General features: G+C 42.2%; 22 protein-coding genes. 21 read left to right on the top strand and 1 reads right to left on the bottom strand.

Features of this window, described 5'->3' with window-relative positions:
* Positions 1-130: 130 nt before the first annotated feature.
* The 10 genes from fliE to fliN all read left to right on the top strand — a co-directional run bounded on the left by fliE (position 131) and on the right by fliN (position 10,175).
* On the top strand, positions 131-457 hold the full coding sequence (gene fliE / locus ACOI22_RS05515) for a flagellar hook-basal body complex protein FliE (RefSeq protein ID WP_420671005.1): 327 nt from the start codon (positions 131-133) through the stop codon (positions 455-457).
* Positions 458-472: 15 nt separating this feature from the next.
* Complete coding sequence (fliF, locus tag ACOI22_RS05510) at positions 473-2,167, top strand: flagellar basal-body MS-ring/collar protein FliF (protein WP_420671004.1); 1,695 nt, start codon at positions 473-475, stop codon at positions 2,165-2,167.
* Positions 2,168-2,187: 20 nt separating this feature from the next.
* Positions 2,188-3,228 (top strand): flagellar motor switch protein FliG, encoded by a 1,041-nt coding sequence (gene fliG, locus ACOI22_RS05505; RefSeq protein ID WP_420671003.1) that lies wholly within the window; start codon positions 2,188-2,190, stop codon positions 3,226-3,228.
* A 2-nt stretch (positions 3,229-3,230) separates the two neighbouring features.
* Positions 3,231-4,016, top strand: a complete 786-nt coding sequence (gene fliH / locus ACOI22_RS05500; RefSeq protein ID WP_420671002.1) for a flagellar assembly protein FliH — start codon at positions 3,231-3,233, stop codon at positions 4,014-4,016.
* A gap of 52 nt (positions 4,017-4,068) precedes the next feature.
* Positions 4,069-5,406 (top strand): flagellar protein export ATPase FliI, encoded by a 1,338-nt coding sequence (gene fliI / locus ACOI22_RS05495; protein WP_420672321.1) that lies wholly within the window; start codon positions 4,069-4,071, stop codon positions 5,404-5,406.
* Positions 5,406-5,852, top strand: coding sequence for a flagellar export protein FliJ (gene fliJ, locus ACOI22_RS05490; protein WP_420671000.1), 447 nt, complete (start codon positions 5,406-5,408; stop codon positions 5,850-5,852). The genes fliI and fliJ overlap by 1 nt, the downstream gene beginning before the upstream one ends.
* Before the next feature lie 148 nt (positions 5,853-6,000).
* The gene (locus tag ACOI22_RS05485) at positions 6,001-8,064 is read left to right on the top strand and encodes a flagellar hook-length control protein FliK (RefSeq protein ID WP_420670999.1); all 2,064 of its coding nucleotides are present in this window, start codon (positions 6,001-6,003) and stop codon (positions 8,062-8,064) included.
* Positions 8,065-8,131: 67 nt separating this feature from the next.
* A complete protein-coding gene (gene fliL, locus ACOI22_RS05480) occupies positions 8,132-8,650 on the top strand; it encodes a flagellar basal body-associated protein FliL (RefSeq protein WP_420670998.1) in 519 nt (172 codons plus the stop codon).
* A gap of 14 nt (positions 8,651-8,664) precedes the next feature.
* Positions 8,665-9,744: a flagellar motor switch protein FliM gene (gene fliM / locus ACOI22_RS05475; RefSeq protein ID WP_420670997.1), complete on the top strand. Its 1,080-nt coding sequence runs from the start codon at positions 8,665-8,667 to the stop codon at positions 9,742-9,744.
* Positions 9,745-9,746: 2 nt separating this feature from the next.
* On the top strand, positions 9,747-10,175 hold the full coding sequence (fliN, locus tag ACOI22_RS05470) for a flagellar motor switch protein FliN (protein WP_420670996.1): 429 nt from the start codon (positions 9,747-9,749) through the stop codon (positions 10,173-10,175).
* A 41-nt stretch (positions 10,176-10,216) separates the two neighbouring features.
* Here the strand turns inward: fliN and ACOI22_RS05465 are convergent, their stop codons facing one another.
* Complete coding sequence (locus ACOI22_RS05465) at positions 10,217-11,314, bottom strand: NF038122 family metalloprotease (protein ID WP_420670995.1); 1,098 nt, start codon at positions 11,312-11,314, stop codon at positions 10,217-10,219.
* A gap of 277 nt (positions 11,315-11,591) precedes the next feature.
* On the opposite strand from ACOI22_RS05465, the gene fliO reads away from it, so the two are divergent.
* The 11 genes from fliO (at position 11,592) to ACOI22_RS05410 (ending at position 21,640) form a co-directional block, all read left to right on the top strand.
* A complete protein-coding gene (fliO, locus tag ACOI22_RS05460) occupies positions 11,592-12,122 on the top strand; it encodes a flagellar biosynthetic protein FliO (protein ID WP_420670994.1) in 531 nt (176 codons plus the stop codon).
* The gene (fliP, locus tag ACOI22_RS05455) at positions 12,115-12,885 is read left to right on the top strand and encodes a flagellar type III secretion system pore protein FliP (protein WP_420670992.1); all 771 of its coding nucleotides are present in this window, start codon (positions 12,115-12,117) and stop codon (positions 12,883-12,885) included. Before fliO ends, fliP begins: the two co-directional genes overlap by 8 nt.
* 1 nt (position 12,886) lies before the next feature.
* The gene (fliQ, locus tag ACOI22_RS05450) at positions 12,887-13,156 is read left to right on the top strand and encodes a flagellar biosynthesis protein FliQ (RefSeq protein WP_420670991.1); all 270 of its coding nucleotides are present in this window, start codon (positions 12,887-12,889) and stop codon (positions 13,154-13,156) included.
* A gap of 13 nt (positions 13,157-13,169) precedes the next feature.
* Positions 13,170-13,946, top strand: coding sequence for a flagellar biosynthetic protein FliR (gene fliR, locus ACOI22_RS05445; RefSeq protein WP_420670990.1), 777 nt, complete (start codon positions 13,170-13,172; stop codon positions 13,944-13,946).
* A 1-nt stretch (position 13,947) separates the two neighbouring features.
* Positions 13,948-15,081: a flagellar biosynthesis protein FlhB gene (flhB, locus tag ACOI22_RS05440; RefSeq protein ID WP_420670988.1), complete on the top strand. Its 1,134-nt coding sequence runs from the start codon at positions 13,948-13,950 to the stop codon at positions 15,079-15,081.
* 97 nt (positions 15,082-15,178) lie between these two features.
* Positions 15,179-17,278: a flagellar biosynthesis protein FlhA gene (gene flhA, locus ACOI22_RS05435; protein WP_420672320.1), complete on the top strand. Its 2,100-nt coding sequence runs from the start codon at positions 15,179-15,181 to the stop codon at positions 17,276-17,278.
* An 89-nt stretch (positions 17,279-17,367) separates the two neighbouring features.
* Positions 17,368-18,843 (top strand): flagellar biosynthesis protein FlhF, encoded by a 1,476-nt coding sequence (gene flhF, locus ACOI22_RS05430; protein ID WP_420670986.1) that lies wholly within the window; start codon positions 17,368-17,370, stop codon positions 18,841-18,843.
* The gene (locus ACOI22_RS05425) at positions 18,840-19,688 is read left to right on the top strand and encodes a MinD/ParA family ATP-binding protein (RefSeq protein ID WP_420670984.1); all 849 of its coding nucleotides are present in this window, start codon (positions 18,840-18,842) and stop codon (positions 19,686-19,688) included. Before flhF ends, ACOI22_RS05425 begins: the two co-directional genes overlap by 4 nt.
* 10 nt (positions 19,689-19,698) lie before the next feature.
* Positions 19,699-20,427 (top strand): RNA polymerase sigma factor FliA, encoded by a 729-nt coding sequence (locus tag ACOI22_RS05420; protein ID WP_420670982.1) that lies wholly within the window; start codon positions 19,699-19,701, stop codon positions 20,425-20,427.
* A gap of 59 nt (positions 20,428-20,486) precedes the next feature.
* Positions 20,487-20,870: a chemotaxis response regulator CheY gene (gene cheY / locus ACOI22_RS05415; RefSeq protein ID WP_420670980.1), complete on the top strand. Its 384-nt coding sequence runs from the start codon at positions 20,487-20,489 to the stop codon at positions 20,868-20,870.
* Between the two features lie 23 nt (positions 20,871-20,893).
* Positions 20,894-21,640 (top strand): protein phosphatase CheZ, encoded by a 747-nt coding sequence (locus tag ACOI22_RS05410; protein WP_420670978.1) that lies wholly within the window; start codon positions 20,894-20,896, stop codon positions 21,638-21,640.
* Positions 21,641-21,648 lie beyond the last annotated feature (8 nt).

Genomic DNA, 21,648 nt, shown 5'->3' with positions numbered 1-21,648 from the left:
GCAGTAAATTACCGCTAACTCCTACATTTCCCACAAATATTGCCGCCTATTCATAGTATTGGCATTGTCTTTGCAAACCCACTCCTAACAAGCATTTTTCATCAAAATAATGACATATGGAGATAAGCCAGTGGATATTAAAGCCAATTCGCTCTATCAAGAAATGCAGGCTATGACCTCGCAAATTACAGGTACGTCTGGTGGATTATCACGCGTTGAAACAAACAATAACGGCGGTCAGTTTGCCGATATGCTCACGCAGGCTCTTGATACCGTCAATGGTATGCAAAAGGAATCTAGAAGTATGCAAACGCGTTTTGATTTAGGGGATCCAGACCTAAGCTTAGCCGACGTTATGATTGCAAAAGAAAAATCAGGCATAGCATTTGAAGCTACTGTTCAAGTAAGAAACAAACTACTTGAAGCTTACAAATCCATTATGAACATGCCGGTATAATAGGAAGTATAAGTTATGGCAGAAGCCGCAAGCACCGAATTAGCCATTCCAGATGATAACGATTCTAATGAGATGGTTGGACAGTCGAAATCATCTATTTTAGATACTATCTCGAGTACTGAAACTATTCGTCAGGTCACAATGATTGTGACTTTAGTGATTTGTGTGGCTATAGCTATATTTATCTTTATTTGGTCAAAAGAACCGACCTACCGTCCCTTGGTGCAAATGCCGCCACAAGAAATGATCGAAACACTTGATTACCTTGATCAAAACCAAATTAAATACAAAATTGAAGGTAATACGGTTTACGTTTTAGACGAACAGTTCAAAGACGTAAAGCTTGGTATGGTGCGTCAGGGAATTAATCATAGCAGCTCGGCAGGCACCGAAATTATTATGCAAGATATGGGCTTCGGTGTGAGCCAGCGAGTTGAAATGGAACGCCTGAAGCATGCAAGAGAGCAGCTTATTGCCCGCACTATTGAGGATATAAATGCCGTAGGTAAAGCACGCGTACTTTTGGCGATACCGAAAGAAAACGTGTTTTCGCGCCGTGAATCTAAAGCAAGTGCCACGGTTGTAGTAACGGCAAGAAACGGTAATTATTTGTCAGGTGAAGAAGTTGACGCAATTGTAGATATTGTATCATCGGCGGTACAAGGCATTGATCCTAGCCGAGTCACTGTATCAGATAATAATGGCCGTTTGCTCAATTCAGGCTCTGCTGATTCAATGAGTGCTAGAGCGCGTAAAGAGTACGAAATTGAGAAAAAACGAGAATCAGAATACTTAGAAAAAATAGACTCTATTTTGATTCCCGTTTTAGGGATAGGCAACTATACCGCTCAAGCGGATGTGAGTATGGATTTTACAGCGGTTGAACAAACCCAGCGTCGATATAATCCTGATTTGCCCGCTGTTCGCAGCGAAATGATATCAGAGCAAAACTCTGTTGGCGGTGTTATCGCTGGTATACCTGGCGCGCTAACTAATCAGCCACCTGCTGATTCGAACATTCCCGAGGAAGCAAACGGTGCTAACGGCCGCACGCCTGTACCAGGTTCAAACAGTAAAGAATCTACTCGCAACTATGAGTTAGATACAACCATTAGCCACACCAAACAACAAACCGGTGTAATTCGTCGCTTAAGTGTATCGGTAGCCGTTGATTACTTAAATAGCACGAATGCAGAGGGCGAAATAACAAGCACACCTTTGAGTCAGCAAGAATTGCTTAACATTCGTCGCTTATTACAAGGCGGAGTGGGATTTGATGTAACCCGCGGAGATTCATTAGAAGTGGTAAGTATTCCGTTTAAACGCGTAGACCTTGGCGAAGCCGAAGAAACAAATGTTTGGGAAGAAGAATGGTTCATGCCACTATTTAAATTGTTTATGGGAGCTGCTGTTATTATTGTTCTTATATTGGCGGTTGTTCGTCCAATGCTTAAGAAATTAATATTCCCTGATGGCGGGATTATGGAAACAGATGATCTAGACACAGATTTAGATTTAGGTGATGAAACCATTAATGTATTGAGCGACGAGTTTGATGAATCAAAAGTGGGTTTCTCACCAGATGGCTCGCTTATGCTACCTAATTTACATCGCGATGAAGACGTTCTAAAAGCGGTTCGCGCGCTAGTATCAAATGAACCAGAGCTGTCTGCGCAGGTAGTGCGTGGATGGATGCTTGAAGACGAATAACTGGGCAAGGAATAGTAATAATGGCTGATGAAGAAACTAAAGATGACATCCCAGAATACGATATTAATAAACTTGATGGTATTGAGAAAGCCTCTATTTTACTGTTAAGTTTGTCAGAAGATGATGCGGCGCAAATACTTAAATTCATGGAGCCTAAGCAAGTTCAAACCTTGGGTACTGCAATGGCCGCCATGGATGACATGACGCAAAGCAAAATAACGGCAGTGCATAAGCATTTTATAGATGAAATTCAGAACTACTCTACTATTGGCTTCAAGAGCGAAGACTTTGTACGCCGTGCTTTAGTTGCGGCGCTAGGTGAAGATAAAGCTGCACACTTACTAGATCAAATTATGGCAGGCTCAGGTGCTAAAGGCCTTGAATCACTTAAGTGGATGGATTCTAAACAAGTTGCCACCATCATTCGAAACGAACACCCTCAAATTCAAACGATTGTTATGTCATATTTAGAGCCTGAGCAGTCGGCTGAAATTATGGCGCAGTTCCCAGAGAAAGTGCGTTTAGATTTGTTAATGCGTGTCGCAAACTTAGAAGAAGTTCAGCCCGCCGCATTGCAAGAATTGAACGAGATAATGGAGAAACAGTTTGCTGGGCAAGCCGGGGCGCAAGCTGCCAAAATGGGTGGTTTGAAATCTGCTGCCAATATCATGAATTATTTGGATACCAATATTGAAGCCCAGTTGATGGAAGCGATTCGTGAGCAAGACGAGGAGATGAGCCAGCAAATTCAAGACTTAATGTTCGTATTTGACAACCTTATTGATGTTGATGACCGAGGCATTCAAGCGATTTTACGCGAAGTCCAGCAAGAAACCTTAATGCGTGCCATTAAAGGCGCAGACGAAGCACTTAAAAACAAAATTACCGGAAATATGTCAAAGCGTGCCGCAGAAATGCTAATTGATGATATTGAGGCTATGGGGCCGGTAAGGTTAAGTGAAGTAGAAACCGCTCAAAAAGAAGTGTTGTCAATTGCTCGACGTTTAGCCGATGCCGGTGAAGTAATGCTTGGCGGCGGCGGTGGTGAAGAGTTCGTATAAGTATGAGTATGACAGATAAGGACATATTTGATCAGGCAAAGCTTTGGGAGTTGCCCTCAGTTGATGACCAACTTGCGCAAGAAGAAGAAAGCACGAATGCTTTGAATCGACCGCGTGGCAAATGGAAATTTGAAGCGCCGGAAGAAGATAAAGATGTGGAGCCCCTAACCGCCGAAGATATTGAAGAAATTCGCGCCGCTGCTTTTCAAGAGGGGCTCAAAAGTGGCCATGAAGAAGGCTTGAAAAAAGGATACGATGAAGGATTAGATAAAGGCACACAGGAAGGACTAGAACAAGGAAAAAGCAGCGGAATTGAGCAAGGTTTGGCTGAGGCTAAAGTAAGCCTTGATGAACAAAGTAAAAAGTTTGAAGCCTTAATGTCATCATTTGAGCAACCCATTGCTAAACTTCATCATGAGATGCAAAAAGAACTGGTTTTACTTGCTAAAGCATTAGCTGAAGCTGTTATCAAAGTCGAGTCTACACAAAGTAATGAGGTGTTGTTGAAAGCCATAGAAGAAGGCTTGAAGGCACTTCCCATTCAAGAAAGTCAATATCAAATGTTCCTAAATCCTAGTGATTTGCAATGGGTAAACGAGCATTTTGGCGAACAGTATATTGCTCAAAATGATTGGATGCTTGTTGCCAGTGACGATATTGAGCAAGGCGGGTGTAAAATTCAAACGCCCAATAATACCGTTGATGTGTCTATTCAAAAACGCTGCGAGCAAATATTTTCAAAGTTATTGTTTGAACAAGGCTTAGCTGATGACCCACGATCAAAGTAACTCTCAAAAAGATTCTCAGTCTCAAGCTGAAACGCCTCTTTTGTCTAGCGGTATGCAAACCTTATTAAATAACATAAAAGAAATAAGTGCATCGGTAAGCCCTTGCCAAGCTATTAGTGCGGGCAAATTAGTGCGTGGTGTGGGTTTAACCCTTGAAGCGGTAGGATGTAAAATTCCCATTGGTGGCAGGGCGCTAGTACAAACCGAAAGTGGCCGTGTTGAAGCCGAAGTAGTTGGCTTCGCCGATAACATCACTTATTTAATGCCAAGTGAATCAATTAAAGGTATTGTGCCAGGCTCATTAGTAGAACCTTTAGCTGCAGAAACGGGGCTAGCCGTAGGCGAGGCGCTGTTAGGCAGAGTGATTGATGCAAATGGCAAGCCCTTAGATGGCTTAGGACCAATTAATACCAGCAAACGTGTAAGCACGCATCCGCCCCCCATAAACCCTCTCACTAGAAAAGCGGTAAGCGAACCTCTTGATGTAGGCGTGCGTGCAATTAATGCCATGATTACCGTAGGAAAAGGCCAGCGTATGGGCTTGTTTGCCGGCAGCGGTGTGGGTAAAAGTGTGCTTTTAGGTATGATGACACGCGGCACAGTGGCTGACGTAGTGGTCGTAGGTTTAATAGGTGAACGTGGGCGTGAAGTTAAAGAATTTATTGACGACATACTCACAGAAGAAGACCGAAAGAAAGCCGTAGTTGTTGCAGCACCGGCCGATACCTCGCCCTTAATGCGTTTAAAAGGCAGTGAAACGGCCGTTACCATTGCCGAATATTTTCGCGATCAAGGCAAAAATGTGTTGTTGCTAGTTGATTCCCTCACTCGTTATGCCATGGCACAGCGGGAAATAGCGCTAGCAGTAGGCGAACCGCCAGCAACAAAAGGTTATCCGCCCTCAGTATTTGCCAAACTTCCAGCATTAGTTGAACGAGCCGGTAATGGTAATATTCATCAAGGTTCAATTACGGCCTTTTATACCGTGTTAACCGAAGGTGATGATTTACAAGATCCCATCGCTGATGCAGCGCGAGCTATTTTAGATGGTCACGTTGTATTGTCTAGAAATTTAGCTGACTCGGGGCATTATCCGGCTATTGATGTTGAAGCCTCTATTTCAAGGGTTATGCCGCAAGTAGTAAGCCCTGAACATGATACCGCCGCCCGCGCAATTAAGCGGGTGTATTCTACTTACCAGCAAAACAAAGACTTAATTAATATTGGCGCGTATGTAAAAGGCAGTGATCCACAAATTGAGTTATCGATTGCGGCGTCTCCTGCCATTGATGCATTTTTGCAACAAGGAATGAAACAAGTGATTGATATGAAAGCCACCAATGAAACTATGAGTACATTGGCGCAAGGCATTCAGTCAGCGAGTAAATAATGAGTAAATTATCTCAGCTGCACATGGTGGCGAAAGTAGAACACGAGCGAGAGCAAAAATGCGCTATTGCGTATCAACAAGCTAATGCACATTTACAAGCAAACCAGCAAAAATTATCAGGACTAGAAAGATATCGTTTAGATTATTTGCATACAATACGATTAAAAGCGCAGCAAGGCGTGGCAGCACTGGCAATGAGTCAACATCATCAATTTGTGGGTAAACTAGATAAAGCTTGTGAACAGCAAGTGCAAATTATAAATAATGCAGTATTAGTAGTAGACCAACGGAAACGACAATGGTTGGCTCAGCAACAAAAACGAAAAGCTATTCTTCATTTAATTGCGCTTAAAGAAAAAGAAATTAAGATTAAAGAAGCGAAATTGGAACAAAAAATATTTGACGAACTTGCCATTTCGCGCAGCGCACGAAAATCTAATTACTAACAACATGTCCCTCATTCTCAACCGCTATTTAGCATTTTTCCTTTTTTGGTATAGAAAATGCAAATCCTATTTTAGAAAAACCATTTATATTAATTAAGTCTATATTTAACAATGGTTTAGATTGGTTTTGTTAATAGGATAGTACATTATGATGCAACAAGTTGCCACCCGTCAGTCTGAATCTGCCGCTTCGAAATTGCCGCTTGATATAGCCAGTAGTACCGATGCAAAAAGCGCATTTAATCAAGTTATGAGTGATGAATCCCAAAAAGTGTCAGCGTTTGAATTTGCTAAAACGAGTGCTGATAACGCCGCAGCAAAACAGCACTCGAATAGAGAAAATGAGAAATACAATGCGGATATGTCTGTTGAACATGCAACAAGCAGCGAGAAAAGTCACAAAGATACGACTAGCCACAAGGCGCTAAATTCACAAGCGGAACGGGCTAATAAATCTCATGATGCGCAGGAAACGACAAAGCATCTCAATGAAAATGAGCTTAAGCTTGATGAAAGCACACAATCAATCGCTACTGAATTAAGCGAGGACTCTGATGCTCTTTCACTGAAAGCACCCGCAGAACAAGAAACATTTGATTATATTTCGTATGTGACTCAGTTGGCTGAATTTACAGGAAATGAAAGTGATACTAAGCTAACACAAAGCCAAATTTTTTCAGCTGAACTTGATGCTTTAGCTTCTAAAAGTGATGAATCTGCTGCAGAGGCCCTTAATTTATTAGTGCAAATAGACGCTGAATCAGGTCAAGAGTTTACTAAGGTGAGCTTAAGCAAACAAGATTTACAAGCCATCTTAGATGCACAAGATGCACAACTTGATTTAAACGCTAATTTAAGTATTGAAGAGCTTGCCAAGCTACAAGACATAATTTCATCTATGCTAGCACAACTTCAGCCCAGTACTGATGATGCTAGCACCGCACAAAGTAGTGAACATACTAAAGCTGACCAAGCCTTACTGACTAGCTTGCTAATGTCGCAAGATAAAAATCACAATTTTGCAGCCGATAAGCTAGATAAGGCAAATAATAAGCCAGTGCTACATGCTATGAATGCAAGCCAGTTAAGCGTCCCAGTTAGTAACCCAACATCCGAGCACAGTGAGAAAGACGCGCAATCGTTGTTACTTAGTGCCGAGCTTAATCACGAAAGCAAAGAAACGGATGGGAATATTTGGCGAAAAACACCTGATTTACTCGCTAAAACTCCTACAAACGATATGCCTTGGGCAAAAACACCTGATACCACTGTTAAGCAAGCAGATACCACCAATACTAATAAGCCAAGCTTAATAAATTTAGCCGAGCTTAGCGAAGAGCAAGCGAACAAAGCGATTAATAGCATAGCTGAACGTGTTCAATCATTAGCCAGTGATGTTAACTCAAATGTAAAAGGTAGTGAGTTTGTAGCGGCACTGCAATCAGGCCTGAAAGAATTTAAACAGCAATTATCCAGCGGAAGAGAACCTGGAATTGATCTAAAAAGCATAATAAATGACGTAATTGCGTCAACAAATCCTGATGCGGAAACAAAGCTTCAACCGAAAATTGACGCAGCTATTAACCAAGTGAATGCAGTATTGAATTTAGCGAATGCTGTGAATCAAACGGCAAGCCAGCTCCAAGGCCAATTAAGTAGTCCTACCGACCTACAATTTGCAAAAGAAATGCAAGTCATGCAAACAGAGGGTACGAAAATTGCTAATAGTGCTACAGGTCAATTAAATAGCCAAGCTAGCGTCAATAAAGCATTTAATATTGAAATGCAATCGGGGCAACAGCAATTGGCTGAAAAAGTGCGTTGGATGGTGAATTCACGTAATCCAAGCGCTGAAATTAGATTAGATCCGCCTGACTTAGGTGGTATGCAGATTAAAGTTAATTTAAGCGGTGATACAGCCCAGGTTAGTTTTACCGTGCAATCTATTGTAGCAAAGGATGTGCTTGATCAGGCCGCGCCAAGACTTCGCGATATGCTTGCTCAGCAAGGTATTGAACTGGGGCAGTCTTCTGTGCAGCAAGATAGCGGGCAACAACAAGGACAGCAAAGTGACGATGGGAATTTTGCACAAACGGGCTCGGGAACAGCGCTAGGGCAAAACGTGGCTGAGACCGATGAAGAACTTACCACACCTATAGTGGAACAACGGGTGAACGGCGGAGCATTAGGCGGTATTGATTATTACGCTTAGGCTTAGCACATTAGCCAAATGTGGTAACTAAAATTAAGCTCAACTAGTATTTTAAGGGTATAGGAAAATGGCTGAAGAAGAATTACAAGGCGAAGAAGGCGGCAAGAAAAAATCTCCGTTAATGCTAATTATCATCATTGTTGTGGTGCTGTTAGTGGGTGGCGGTGGCGCTGCTTATTTCTTCCTATTTATGGGCGATGAGGAAGTCGCTGAAGAGAGCGAAGATGCTCAGGCTAGCGAAGCCGAATCAACGATTCCAGCCACTGGGATAGCCATTTATGTGGCCATGCCACGTCCGTTTCAATTTAATGCTCCTGGTACAACGCGTGAAAGGTTAGTACAAATTGATGTGCAACTCATGGTGCGGGGGGCTGAAAACGAAGCTTTAGCTAATCGCCATATTCCCATGATTGAAGGTAATTTGTTGCAGGTATTTAGCTCGGCCAATGCCGAAGACTTAGTGACCGATGTAGGAAAAATAGATTTGCGCAATAAGGCCACTGCACAAGTGCGCCAAATTATGAATGAATTAGAAAAAAAACCGGTGGTTGAGCAGGTATTGTTCACTGGTTTTGTTATTCAGTAAGGCAGGTGATTTAAGTGAGTGATCTATTATCACAAGACGAGATTGACGCGCTATTACACGGTGTTGACGATGTTGAAGAAGAGGTAGTTGAAGAAGTCGTAGATGACGGCTCAGCTATTGAGTATGACTTCTCATCTCAAGATCGTATTGTGCGCGGTCGCATGCCTACTTTGGAAATCGTAAATGAGCGATTTGCCAGACACATGCGGGTGAGCTTGTTTAATATGATGCGGCGCTCTGCTGAAGTTTCAATTAACGGTATTCAAATGATCAAGTTTGGCGAGTACATTCACACATTGTTTGTGCCTACTAGCCTGAATATGGTTAGGTTTCGCCCCTTAAAAGGAACCGGTTTGATTACCATGGAAGCACGTTTAGTTTTCATTATGGTGGATAATTTTTTTGGAGGCGACGGGCGCTATCACGCTAAAATAGAAGGGCGCGAATTTACGCCAACTGAACGCAGAATTATTCAAATGTTACTCAAACTAATTTTTGAAGATTACAAAGAAGCTTGGGCACCTGTTATGGACGTATCTTTTGAATATTTAGATTCTGAAGTAAATCCAGCTATGGCGAATATTGTTAGCCCTACTGAAGTCGTTGTTATTAGTTCTTTTCATATTGAACTTGATGGCGGAGGCGGGGATTTTCATATTTCCTTACCTTACTCCATGCTTGAACCTATTAGAGATATGCTTGATGCCGGTGTTCAAAATGATAAAGAAGATACCGACTTTAGATGGAGTAAGGCCTTACGTGATGAAATAATGGACGTGCAAGTTGCCTTAAATACACACTTCTTAGATGTAACCGTGAGTTTAGAGACACTGATGGATTACAAAGACGGGGATATTATTCCCATTCGTATGCCTGAAAACGTGACAGTTTCCGTTGAAGACTTACCCACATTTAGAGCTAAATTAGGGAAGTCACGCGAAAATATGGCACTTAAAATTACCGATAAAATTCCAAGACCAACTTCAGTTAAGTCAGAACTACAATTGTTTACGAAAGGCGGCGTAGTAATAGACAGCGACTCAGAGCTTCAAGTCTTGGAAGAAGATTTACTACAAATTTTAGAAAGGAGATAAGTATGAGCGATCAAGAAGATGACGGCTTAGACGCTTGGGGCGAAGCAATGGCTGAACAGGCCGAGGCGGAAGGCGGTGGTGAAGAGAGCGTTGACCCTGATGACCTCCTCGCAGAAGCCCAAGCAGCGGGATTAGATGAGCTTACCGAAGAGCCTGCACAAAATGTTGATGAAAAGAAACTAGAGACGATTTTAGATATTCCGGTCACTATTTCTATGGAAGTAGGGCGCACTAATATTAGTATTCGTAATCTGCTGCAGTTAAATCAGGGCTCGGTGGTTGAACTTGACCGAGTAGCCGGTGAACCGTTGGATGTACTCGTAAATGGTACATTAATCGCGCATGGTGAAGTGGTTGTGATCAACGATAAGTTTGGTATTCGCCTAACCGATGTGATTAGCCAAGTTGAGCGCATCAAGAAGCTTAAGTAAACGAAATGGGGCATATGCCCCATTTAATAAACGACCGAGAGCTACTTGTTACGACGTCTACGAGTAAACGCCATAGTACCCACGACTAACCCGAATAAAGCAACGGTAGAAGGCGCAGGAACCGGCACTAGGTTTAAATCCCAGCCAATCACATCAAATGCGAGTAAATCTATTGCGGTAACGTCTGCAAATTCACCACGAGCAAGAGTAGGATCCATAATGCCAAGGTCCAAGCCGTCTTTAAAGTGACTAGCCTGTTGGCCATCACCACCGAAGCTACCCGTAGAAAATTGAGCAATACTAGTTAAGCCATTATCAATTGAAAAATATGATGAATTGCTAGGACTGAAGTCTCTTACCCCAATGCCTTCTAACAAACTTTCTGGTGAAAAACGGAATAAATCAAGTGTAGATGCTACAACGAAGGGGTCTAAGTCAATATTTGGGTCAATAAAATTAGAATTATACACAAAGTCGTATGTATCTACGCCACTTACGAAGCCTAATGCGTGGCCTATTTCATGAATAGCAACGCCAACAAAATCAAATAAGCCCGCTGATATTCCATCATCACGCGTAAAATCGAAGTCAAGTTCACTACTAAAGGTTAGATTTGCGTCTAGCTCATCGAAGCCATCAGTGCTTAAACCAAGCGCTTTCGCATTCGCTTGAGTCACTTCAAGTGCGAAATTGTCAACGCTACCGTCGTTATCTAGTTCTGGTCTTACTAGTGAGTCAGGATTTTCCTGATCAACGAATGCGACATTACACACGCCATTACCCTGGTCATCGCACGGTAAAGTTGTATTTGCCACTTCATCAAAAACAGAGCTTGCATCACCTATCATGGCTACAGCAACATCTTGATATAAGTAAAGTCCGCTGTTTGAGCTTGCTTGTGCAATAACACCAGAATCAAGCGCGCTGAAACCAATACCAAGATTAACGGTCACGTCATCGGTAAATAAGTTTGACCAAAAAGAGGCGGCCTCTTGAAATCCTGCCAAAGCAAGTTGTCCATCAGGGGATTCAAAATCAGTAGCATCGTACGTTAAGTTAATTAACTCAGCCGATGCGGTTCCCATTGTGAGCGATGCCACAAGCGCAATCGCTGTTTTTTGTAAACGCTTTTTCAACATGGTAGTTCCTTATTATTAGTATATTAATTATTTGGTACTAGTACCAAAGTACTATCATGCAAGTATTGTGCATTTAATAAAAACAATTAAATTTCAATTAGTTAAGCATTCCTTCGCCATCAATGACTGGCTGATTGTAAAAATAGCTGACAGTCCTATTGATGGATGCATACTGTTAATACTTTCATAGAGTAGGTCTAAAACTTAGCTGTTGGCACGTTGATTGCTCAAGTCCATTTATAAACAATAAAAATGAATGTGGAACTTGGCTCAGCTAATGGAATTTTTAAAAAAAGACTTCGTTCGAAATCTATCATCAAAACTTTGTCTAGGCCTTATATTTAAAGGCTCTTTTGGTCTGTTTTTGCTTTCAACATGCTTGCTAGCTCAAGCTCAAGAAAGTAAAGAAACGAGTTCATCGCTTAGCTCAGCTAGCTCAGTTCTTACGGTTTTCATGTCACTTCTTTTAGTGATCGCCATTATTTTTGCGCTCGCCTTTATAATGCGACGGTTTAATGTCGCTCAGGCGGGCGGCGGACAAATGCGCGTAGTTGCTAGCATGATGGCGGGGAGTAAAGAAAAAATAATGGTCATACAGGTGGGGGACGAGCAGCACCTAGTGGGTGTAACCAGCCATAATATTAATCACCTAGCCAAATTAGAACAAGCACTTGACGCCAATTCAGCAACTAATCATTCGCAAACTAATTCAAGCCAGCTCAACTTTCAGCAAAAATTAGTGCAAGCAATGGCGTCTAGTATTACGGGTAAAAGCAATAGCGCCGTTAAGGAGAGCAAAGATGCATAAGCCTAGCTCTTTCACCAAAATATTAGGCTTTATTGGCTTATTGCTAGGATTTAGCGTAAATGCCTTTGCACAACAAAGCGGAATAGATGCTGTAACGGTAACCACCAATCCTGATGGCAGCCAAGATTACTCAATGACCTTACAAGCGCTGTTTATCATGACTGCGCTAAGTTTAATCCCAGCTGCTGTAATGATGATGACCTCTTTTACGCGTATTATTATTGTGCTGTCTATTTTGCGCCAAGCAATAGGTTTGCAGCAGTCACCCTCTAACCAAGTACTGATTGGCGTAAGTTTGTTCTTGTCTATGTTTATTATGGCGCCGGTATTTGAAGAGATAAACGTAAATGCCTTACAACCCTATTTAAATGAAGAAATGACATCAATAGACGCGTTTAACCAAGCTAAAGAGCCAATGCGTGCTTTTATGCTAAGCCAAACACGCATGACCGATTTGGAAACGTTTGTAAGAATTGGTGGATATGAAGGGCAATTTCAAGATCCAGAGGAAGTGCCATTAACCGTTTTGATTCCGGCGTTTGTTACTAGCGAATTAAAGACTGCATTTCAAATAGGCTTTATGTTGTTTATTCCGTTCTTGATTTTAGATTTAGTAGTGGCGTCTATCTTAATGGCTATGGGGATGATGATGTTGTCTCCAATGATTGTATCGCTGCCGTTTAAGTTGATGTTGTTCGTTCTAGTTGATGGTTGGAATCTAATATTTGGTACGCTTGCCACTAGCTTTGGGATGGGAGTGTAATATGAGCCCAGAGGCCTTTGTTGATGTGATGCGCGATGCAATGTTTATCATCATCTTGTTGGTATCAGCGGTTATTGTGCCCGGCTTATTGATAGGTTTAGTGGTAGCAGTTTTTCAAGCCGCTACTTCTATTAACGAACAAACTATGAGTTTTTTACCGCGTTTAATCGTCACTCTATTAGCGCTTAGTTTTTTAGGCAACTGGATGGTGAAAAAGCTCATGGATTTTACTATTAATTTAGTGCATAGCATTCCCTCGGTAGTTGGATAGCGAGGGCCTATCCATGGAATTACTAAGTAGCACAATGATGGCTGTGGTTAGTGACTATATGCTTGCGTTTATGCGTATTTCTGGCATGTTCATCTCTATGGTTGGCTTTAGTGCTAATACTATTCCTACTCCTATTCGTAACCTATTAGCCGTACTGCTTACTCTTATGATTGTGCCTATGATCCCGCCCGTGCCAATTAGCGAGATAGTGTCTTTAGGTACTTTCATTCTTATCGCGAAGCAACTTATTGTGGGCATTGCCATAGGGTTCATTTCCATGATGGTAATTAATACCTTTGTTCTAGCCGGACAAATTATTGCCATGCAAACGGGTTTAGGTTTTGCATCGATTGTTGACCCCATTAACGGCATCAATGTCCCAGCCGTGGGCCAATTTTACCTAATTTTAGCTACCTTGTTGTTTTGGACCTTTGACGGCCACCTCTACATGATTGAGATGTTAGTTGTTAGCTTTGAGGCTTTTCCTATTGATGGCCCATGGTGGACACCTAATCAATTTAAAGATATGGCACATTGGGCGAGTTGGATGTTTGTATCTGCAGTAACTATTTCGCTTGCTCCCATTGTTAGCTTATTGATAGTTAACTTAGCGTTTGGGGTAATGACCAAAGCATCACCGCAACTGAATATATTTAGTATTGGTTTCTCTATTGCTCAGTTAACGGGCTTAGTGATTATTTATTTAACCTTAGCCAATCAGGCGTATCACTTTGAGCAACAATGGATTAGAGCTCAAGACCTGATGTGCGAATTAGTGAGGGTTTGTTAGCATGGCAGCACAAGACGACTCGTTCGAAAAGTCAGAAGAACCCACGGCCAAAAAACTCGAAGACGCGAGGAAAAAAGGCCAGATAGCGCGCTCTAAAGAACTTTCGACTACGCTAGTTTTAGTATCATCGGCCTTTGGTATGTTTATTATGGGCCGCTATATCGCAGAGGCAATGTACGGCATATATATCCGCTCGTTCACCTTATCACGTGATGAAACCTACGATATACAGCACATGTTTCAGGTCTTAGATACCTCTATAACTGAAAGCTCCGGCCCACTTATTATGTTTATGATGGTGGCTATGGTAGGAGGAATTTACGGGAGCATTGCCTTAGGCGGGTACAATTTTACTTGGAGTTCAGCGGCTCCAAAAGCAAATAGAATTAGTCCAGCCCAAGGTATAAAGCGCATGGTGGGTACACAGGCCCTGGTTGAGCTTTTAAAGGGTATTGGCAAGGTGCTTGTGGTTGGCACCATGGCTTATTTAGCACTGCTTCTTTTCAAAGATGAGGCGCTGCATTTAGATTTTGAATTATATCCAATGAATCTTTTTCATGCATTGGACATGGTGTCATGGGCATTTTTAATCTTATGCTGCGGTATGATTCCCATTGCCATTGTTGATGTGCCTTACCAAATATTTAAGCACAACAAAGAAATGAAAATGACCATGCAAGAAGTAAAAGATGAGCGCAAAAATGCAGAAGGCGACCCTATGACGAAAAGTCGCGTTAGACGCATTCAGTATCAAGCTTCAGCGAATAGAATGATGCAAGAAGTCCCCAACGCAGATGTGATTGTCACCAACCCAACTCACTTCTCGGTTGCTATTCAGTATGATCAAAACGGCAATAGAGCACCTGTGGTATTAGCAAAAGGCTTAGATGAACTAGCCTTACACATTAGAAAAATCGCTACCGCGCACGAAGTGCCGATTGTTGAGTCTCCGGCGTTAGCACGGGCAATTTATTGGGCAACAGAGGTTAACCATGAAGTGCCACAAAAATTGTTTATGGCAGTAGCGCAAATACTTGCCTATGTGTATCAACTTAAAGCATACAAAAACGGTAAGGGTAAGCGTCCTAAACCTTTAAATAAAGACATGCCAATTCCACCAGAATTACGCCGATAATCAATTATTATTGATTCCAGCTTAGGTTTTTAACTAAGTTGGCACAAGAGTTGTAATGTACCTATTTAGATAATCACTAATGTCAAAAAATTGGTATATGCAGTTAGCTCAATATTTCCAAAACATAGATAAAAACCAAGTCAAATCCTTAGGTGCTGGCCTTGGTGCGCCCATTGTGGTGCTCGCCCTTATGGGCATGGTTATTTTACCCATGCCTGCCATTCTGCTTGATACACTTTTTAGCTTTAATATTGCATTGTCACTTGTAATTATTTTAGTCAGTGTATTTACCAAACGCCCGGTAGACTTCGGCATATTTCCGCTTGTTTTGCTAGTGGCAACGGTGCTGCGCTTAGCTTTAAATGTGGCCTCAACGCGCATCGTACTTATTGAAGGACACGAGGGCGGAGATGCAGCAGGTAAAGTAATCCAGGCTTTTGGCGAGGTGGTAATTGGCGGTAACTACGTAGTGGGTGTGGTGATATTTGCTATTTTGCTCATTATTAATTTTAAAGTTGTCACCGCTGGTGCGGGGCGTATTTCTGAGGTAAGCGCACGCTTTACGCTAGATGCAATGCCCGGTAAGCAAATGGCTATAGATGCGGACCTAAACGCAGGCTACATAGACCAAGACCAAGCACGTAAACGCCGTGAAGAAATAACTGCAGAAGCTGACTTCTACGGTTCGATGGACGGTGCATCAAAATTTGTAAAAGGTGATGCGGTAGCTGGCATGTTTATTATGTTGATCAACATAGTAGGTGGCTTATTTATTGGCATGTACCAACATTCCTTATCATTTAACGATGCTATGGAAGTGTATACCGTACTAACCATTGGTGATGGTTTGGTGGCACAAATTCCATCACTGTTGCTATCTGTGGCAACCGCCATAATTGTGACTCGTGAAAACGACAGTCAAATTATGGGCGATGAAATTCGTGAGCAACTCGCCAATCGACAAGCACTTTATATTACGGCTGTTATTTTGTTTGTAATGGGTATTGTTCCAGGCATGCCGCACTTCGCATTCTTATCATTTGCAGCCCTTGTAGGTGGTTATGCATTCTACCGTGATTGGAATAAGAAAAAAGAAGCTGAAGAGGCGTCTAAACTTGAACGTATGCCAGAAGCTAAAACCCCCGTAGGTGAAGTAAAAGAACTTAGCTGGGACGATGTACACCAAGTTGACATCATTGGTTTAGAAGTAGGTTATCGTTTAATTCCATTAGTAGACAAATCTCAAAGCGGTGAATTACTGACGCGTATTAAAGGGGTTCGTAAGAAGTTATCTCAAGAATTAGGCTTTTTAATTCCACCGGTGCATATACGTGACAATTTAGATTTCTCTCCAAACGCTTACAAAATTTCTTTATTAGGTGTAAGTGTAGGTGAATCAGAGATTAGCCATGACAGTGAATTAGCTATTAATCCGGGCCAAGTATTCGGAAGCCTTGAGGGAACCGTAACGAAAGACCCAGCATTTGGTCTAGATGCAGTTTGGATTAAATCATCTCAGCGTGAACACGCACAAACACTTGGCTACACGGTGGTAGATGCGGCAACGGTAGTGGCAACTCACTTAAGCCAATTACTAACGAACCACGCGCACCAATTATTAGGCCATGAAGAAGTTCAGCAGCTATTAGATATGCTAGAGAAAACCCATCCGAAGCTAGTAGAAGGCTTAGTTCCTGACGTTATTTCTTTGTCGCTAGTCGTCAAAATTTTGCAAACTTTATTATCAGAAGGCGTGCCTATTCGAGATATGCGTACTATTGTTCAAACGCTTTCAGATTACGCACCGAAAAGCCAAGACCCAGACGTACTGGTGTCTGCACTGCGCATTGCGCTTAAGCGTTTGATAGTTCAAGAGATAGTAGATGGTGCTAATGAGGTTCCTGTAATCACACTTGCCCCTGAGTTGGAACAGATGTTGCATAAGTCACTTCAAGCAGGTGGTGAAGATGGCGCTGGTATTGAACCAGGTTTAGCTGAAAAACTTCAACAATCACTATCAGAGGCGAGCCAGCAACAAGAAATAGCGGGTGAGCCAGCGGTACTATTAACATCAGGCATGCTACGCCCAGTGTTATCAAGGTTTTTAAAGCAAGCAGTGTCAGGCTTACATGTCCTTTCGTACCAAGAAATTCCTGATGATAAGCAGATAAAAATAGTGTCATCGGTAGGTCAATAAACTGACACGCATAGCAACCGCACACCGATGCAACAAACGACGTAAAAAAGCAGTGTTCTACACGAAGTAAAGACACTAAAGAGGATGACATGAAAATTAGACGTTTTTTTGGCAAAGATATGCGAGAAGCCCTTAAGCAAGTCAAAGATGAACTTGGGGGTGACGCAGTAATTATGTCTAATAAGAAAGTGACAGGTGGCGTTGAGCTCATTGCAGCCATAGATCCTTCTGAAACACCACTTAAAAGGGATGCGCAAGCGACAAGTAGGCAAGAGCCATTACGTAGCCAGGCGCAAATGCAGCCTCGCCAGCAAGCGCAAAAGCCCACACGTAAAACACCAAACTTACGCGATATTATTGGTGACTCAGGCCCCGACAGTTTACAAGCCTTGTTAGAGCAGCAAATGCAGTCGCAAAACTCATCTGAGCCAGAAACGCAAATGCAGGGTAGCAGCCAAATGCAGGAGAGTAATCAGTCTTCACTTCACTATTCTCAGCAAGCTAATTATGGCAGTACCCCAGAACCACGTGCTGATGACCGTATTTTTAGATCGCCAGCGTTTGCTGAGCAAGAAAAAGAAAGTGTGGCTGCAGATACCACGCAGGCGGCAGGACTACAGCCACCACCAAGTGTACTAGAGCCTAAACAGCTAGATAGCATTAAAGCTGAGCTTGAATCAATCAAAAACGTTTTGCAGTTTCAGGTAAGTGGTTTATCGGAAGAGCGTAAAAAGCGAAATAACCCAGTTCATCATTACTTACAGCAACAAGTAGTAAAAATGGGAATTAGCCCTGAATTAGCGCGTCAATTTGTAGAGTTTTTACCGCATCAAGTTGATGAAAAGCAGGGGTGGAAATACATACTGAACTTATTGTCTAACAGGATTCACGTAGGCGGTAACGATATTTTAAACCAATCGGGCGTAGTTGCCTTGGTTGGGCCAACAGGTACAGGTAAAACAACGACTTTAGCTAAACTAGCCGCTAAATACGCGCAGAAATATGGCCCAGAGCAAGTTGCTTTAGTCACCATCGATACGTACAGAATAGCCGCTTTTGAGCAATTAGCCACGTATGGCAAAATTATTGGTTGTGCAGTGAAAAAAGCGCACAACTCTCAGGAGCTGAACGACATACTGTATCAACTGCGAAATAAGAAGCTTGTGCTAATAGACACTGCTGGATTCAGCCAACGAGACACTCGATTGATTGAACAGCTAAATGACTATGAATCAGGCCTAAACGTCAATATTCGAAAATATTTGGTACTGCCAGCAGGTGCACAATACCAAGTACTTAAGCAAACGGTTAAAGCTTATCACCAAACTAATATAAAAGGCTGTATTTTTACCAAGCTAGACGAGTGCTATAGCTTAGGTGAAGCCTTAAGTGTGGTGATTGAAAATGATTTATCGTTGAGTTATGTCACCGATGGTCAGCGTGTACCAGAAGACATTAAACTCGCAGACTCAGCAAACTTAACGCTAATTGCAGCAAAACTATATAAAAAATATGGTTTGCTTGAGCAGGGCGGTCGCAGTGACACAATTGCAGGTGGCATATGATAGAAGATCAGGCAAGTACGCTTAGACGTGCTTCAAATAAACAAGTTAAAGTTGTAGCCGTAACGGGTGGTAAAGGCGGTGTGGGTAAAACCAGCTTGACTTTAAACACTGCTATAGCTGCAGCAAAGCTAGGTAAGAAGGTAATGGTATTAGATGCCGATCTGGGCCTGGCTAATATTGATGTAATGCTTGGCCTTCGCATTGAACGTAATTTGTCGCATGTGCTAAACGGCGATTGCACGCTTGATGAAATTCTTGTGACAGGCCCTTATGGCGTCAAAATTGCGCCCGCTACATCGGGCGCGAAATCTATGACCGAACTTACTCGACATGAGCATGCGGGGCTTATACGCGCATTTGGAGAACTTCGCACACCTATTGATATGTTAATTATTGATACGGCGGCAGGTATATCTGACATGGTAGTGAGCTTCTCACGTGCAGCGCAAAATGTAGTAATGGTGGTGTGCGATGAACCAACGTCTCTTACCGATGCTTACGCTTTAATCAAAATACTAAACAGAGAACATGGCGTTTTTAAGTTTAAAGTGGTTGCCAATATGGTAAGGAGCGAGCGTGAAGGACATGAATTATTTAGTAAGTTATCAAAAGTAACTACCCGTTTTTTAGATGTGGCACTAGAGTTAACGGCCATTGTTCCGTTTGATGAAAATGTTCGCAAAGCAGTGCGAAAACAAACCGCCATTGTTGAAGCGTTTCCAAGTTCTCCAGCATCCAAAGCAATAACACAGCTGGCAGAAAAGATGTATGACTGGCCCATTCCTGATCAGGCTGGCGGTCATTTGGAATTTTTTATTGAAAACCTTGTGTCAATGCAAGAATAGGTAAACCAAAGTGAGTACTAAAGTGACTGGATATCAACAGCAAATAGATAAAAACCAATTGGTAGAGAAGCATGCGCCATTGGTTAAACGGATTGCCCATCATTTATTGGCTCGTTTGCCTGCAAGTGTTTTGGTAGATGATCTTATTCAATCAGGCATGATTGGCTTGCTTGAAGCCGCGCGTAATTTTGACGGTTCGAAGGGCGCAAGTTTTGAAACTTTCGCCGGTATTCGAATACGTGGAGCAATGCTAGATGAAATTCGCAAAGGTGACTGGACGCCACGTTCAGTGCATAAAAATTCAAGAGCCATTACAGAAGCCATAAATCAAGTGGAAAAGGCGACAGGGCGAGACGCTCGTGACACTGAAGTCGCCGCCAAATTAGATGTTTCCTTGCAAGCTTATCACCAAATGTTGGGCGAAGTGAACGCTGGAAAATTGGTTGGAATTGAAGATTTAGGCGTAAGTGAAGATGTATTAACTACGGAAGAGTCAAAAGGTGCCGATAAACCTTTTGAGGAGATGATGCAAGGTTCCTTTCAAAAAGCATTGGCGGTTGCGATTACCACCCTGCCTGAAAGAGAAGCGATAGTATTATCTTTGTATTACGATGAAGAATTAAATTTACGCGAAATTGGTGAAGTACTTGAAGTCAGTGAATCGCGAGTAAGCCAAATACATTCACAGGCAATGGTTAAATTAAAATCGAAAATGCAATCGTGGCGTGTTGAGCAATAGTCACATACTTATTAATTTAAATTAAAGCAGTTAAATGCACATCCATTTCGGAGGTAGTTTTGGATAAGAATATGAAAATCCTAGTAGTTGATGACTTCTCAACTATGCGTCGGATCATTAAAAATTTGTTGAAAGACTTGGGCTTTACTAACATTCAAGAGGCAGACGATGGAAACACCGCCTTGCCAATGTTGTTACAAGGCGACTTTGATTTTGTGGTTACTGACTGGAATATGCCCGGTATGCAGGGCATAGATTTACTGCGCGCAATACGCTCTAACGATAAGCTAAAACCTTTACCAGTATTAATGGTAACGGCTGAAGCTAAAAAAGAGCAAATTGTAGCGGCGGCTCAAGCCGGTGTTAATGGTTACGTAGTGAAACCGTTTACCGCAGCCACGTTAAAAGAGAAGCTAGATAAGATATTTGAACGTTTAGGTTAATCCAACTAACTAGGAACAAACCCATGACGCAAGAGCAACCTCTTATATCTTTAGAGCAAGCCAAACTATTGGTTCAGCATCTAGAAAATGGCGAGACTGAGTCAGCAAACGATATTATTCACACAATATCGCTAAATGAGTCTGCGGAACTATTTTCTGAAGTAGGAAAGTTAACACGCCAATTACACGATTCATTGACCGATTTTAACGTGGATGAAAAGTTAGTTGGCTTGGCAGAAGTATCGCTACCCGATGCCACGTCTCGTTTAGAGTACGTGATTGAGGAAACTGAAAAAGCCGCTAACTCAACAATGGATGCGGTTGAAAAAAGCATGCCTATTGCTGAGCAGTTAAATGACCGCCTAGAGGCCATTTTACCTGAGTGGAAGAAATTAATGAGCCGCCAAATAGAACTTGGTGAATTTAAGCATTTATGCATTGAGTTAGATTGCGTATTAGAGAGTGTCTCAAAAGATTCACGCGCATTAAATAGCAGTTTAACAGAAGTACTCATGGCACAAGGCTATCAAGACTTAACTGGCCAAGTTATAAGACAAGTCATCGGCTTAGTAAACGAAGTGGAACAACACCTTGTTGAAATGCTTGCTACGTTCGGTGATACATCACAAATCAAAGATAAAACTCAACCTTCTCTAGAAATAGACGATAAAGTAAAAGCCGAAGGGCCAATTATCGATGCAGCAAAACGTGAAGACGTCATGGATAACCAAGATGACGTTGATGACTTGCTGTCAAGCTTAGGGTTTTAGGGGAGCGA

Source organism: Glaciecola sp. 2405UD65-10 (assembly GCF_048820975.1).
In the GTDB taxonomy this organism is placed as follows: Bacteria; Pseudomonadota; Gammaproteobacteria; order Enterobacterales; family Alteromonadaceae; genus Glaciecola.
Note: the sequence above shows the minus strand (reverse complement) of the source record. Positions and strands in the feature narration are given on the sequence as shown.

Bases quoted from the DNA above. Each gene is read 5' to 3' on its own strand.
- fliF (WP_420671004.1), top strand. From the start codon at position 473: ATGGCAGAAGCCGCAAGCACCGAATTAGCCATTCCAGATGATAACGAT.
- fliG (WP_420671003.1), top strand. From the start codon at position 2,188: ATGGCTGATGAAGAAACTAAAGATGACATCCCAGAATACGATATTAAT.
- fliH (WP_420671002.1), top strand. From the start codon at position 3,231: ATGAGTATGACAGATAAGGACATATTTGATCAGGCAAAGCTTTGGGAG.
- fliI (WP_420672321.1), top strand. From the start codon at position 4,069: ATGCAAACCTTATTAAATAACATAAAAGAAATAAGTGCATCGGTAAGC.
- fliJ (WP_420671000.1), top strand. From the start codon at position 5,406: ATGAGTAAATTATCTCAGCTGCACATGGTGGCGAAAGTAGAACACGAG.
- ACOI22_RS05485 (WP_420670999.1), top strand. From the start codon at position 6,001: ATGATGCAACAAGTTGCCACCCGTCAGTCTGAATCTGCCGCTTCGAAA.
- fliL (WP_420670998.1), top strand. From the start codon at position 8,132: ATGGCTGAAGAAGAATTACAAGGCGAAGAAGGCGGCAAGAAAAAATCT.
- fliN (WP_420670996.1), top strand. From the start codon at position 9,747: ATGAGCGATCAAGAAGATGACGGCTTAGACGCTTGGGGCGAAGCAATG.
- ACOI22_RS05465 (WP_420670995.1), bottom strand. From the start codon at position 11,314: ATGTTGAAAAAGCGTTTACAAAAAACAGCGATTGCGCTTGTGGCATCG.
- fliO (WP_420670994.1), top strand. From the start codon at position 11,592: ATGGAATTTTTAAAAAAAGACTTCGTTCGAAATCTATCATCAAAACTT.
- fliP (WP_420670992.1), top strand. From the start codon at position 12,115: ATGCATAAGCCTAGCTCTTTCACCAAAATATTAGGCTTTATTGGCTTA.
- fliQ (WP_420670991.1), top strand. From the start codon at position 12,887: ATGAGCCCAGAGGCCTTTGTTGATGTGATGCGCGATGCAATGTTTATC.
- fliR (WP_420670990.1), top strand. From the start codon at position 13,170: ATGGAATTACTAAGTAGCACAATGATGGCTGTGGTTAGTGACTATATG.
- flhB (WP_420670988.1), top strand. From the start codon at position 13,948: ATGGCAGCACAAGACGACTCGTTCGAAAAGTCAGAAGAACCCACGGCC.
- flhA (WP_420672320.1), top strand. From the start codon at position 15,179: ATGCAGTTAGCTCAATATTTCCAAAACATAGATAAAAACCAAGTCAAA.
- flhF (WP_420670986.1), top strand. From the start codon at position 17,368: ATGAAAATTAGACGTTTTTTTGGCAAAGATATGCGAGAAGCCCTTAAG.
- ACOI22_RS05425 (WP_420670984.1), top strand. From the start codon at position 18,840: ATGATAGAAGATCAGGCAAGTACGCTTAGACGTGCTTCAAATAAACAA.
- ACOI22_RS05410 (WP_420670978.1), top strand. From the start codon at position 20,894: ATGACGCAAGAGCAACCTCTTATATCTTTAGAGCAAGCCAAACTATTG.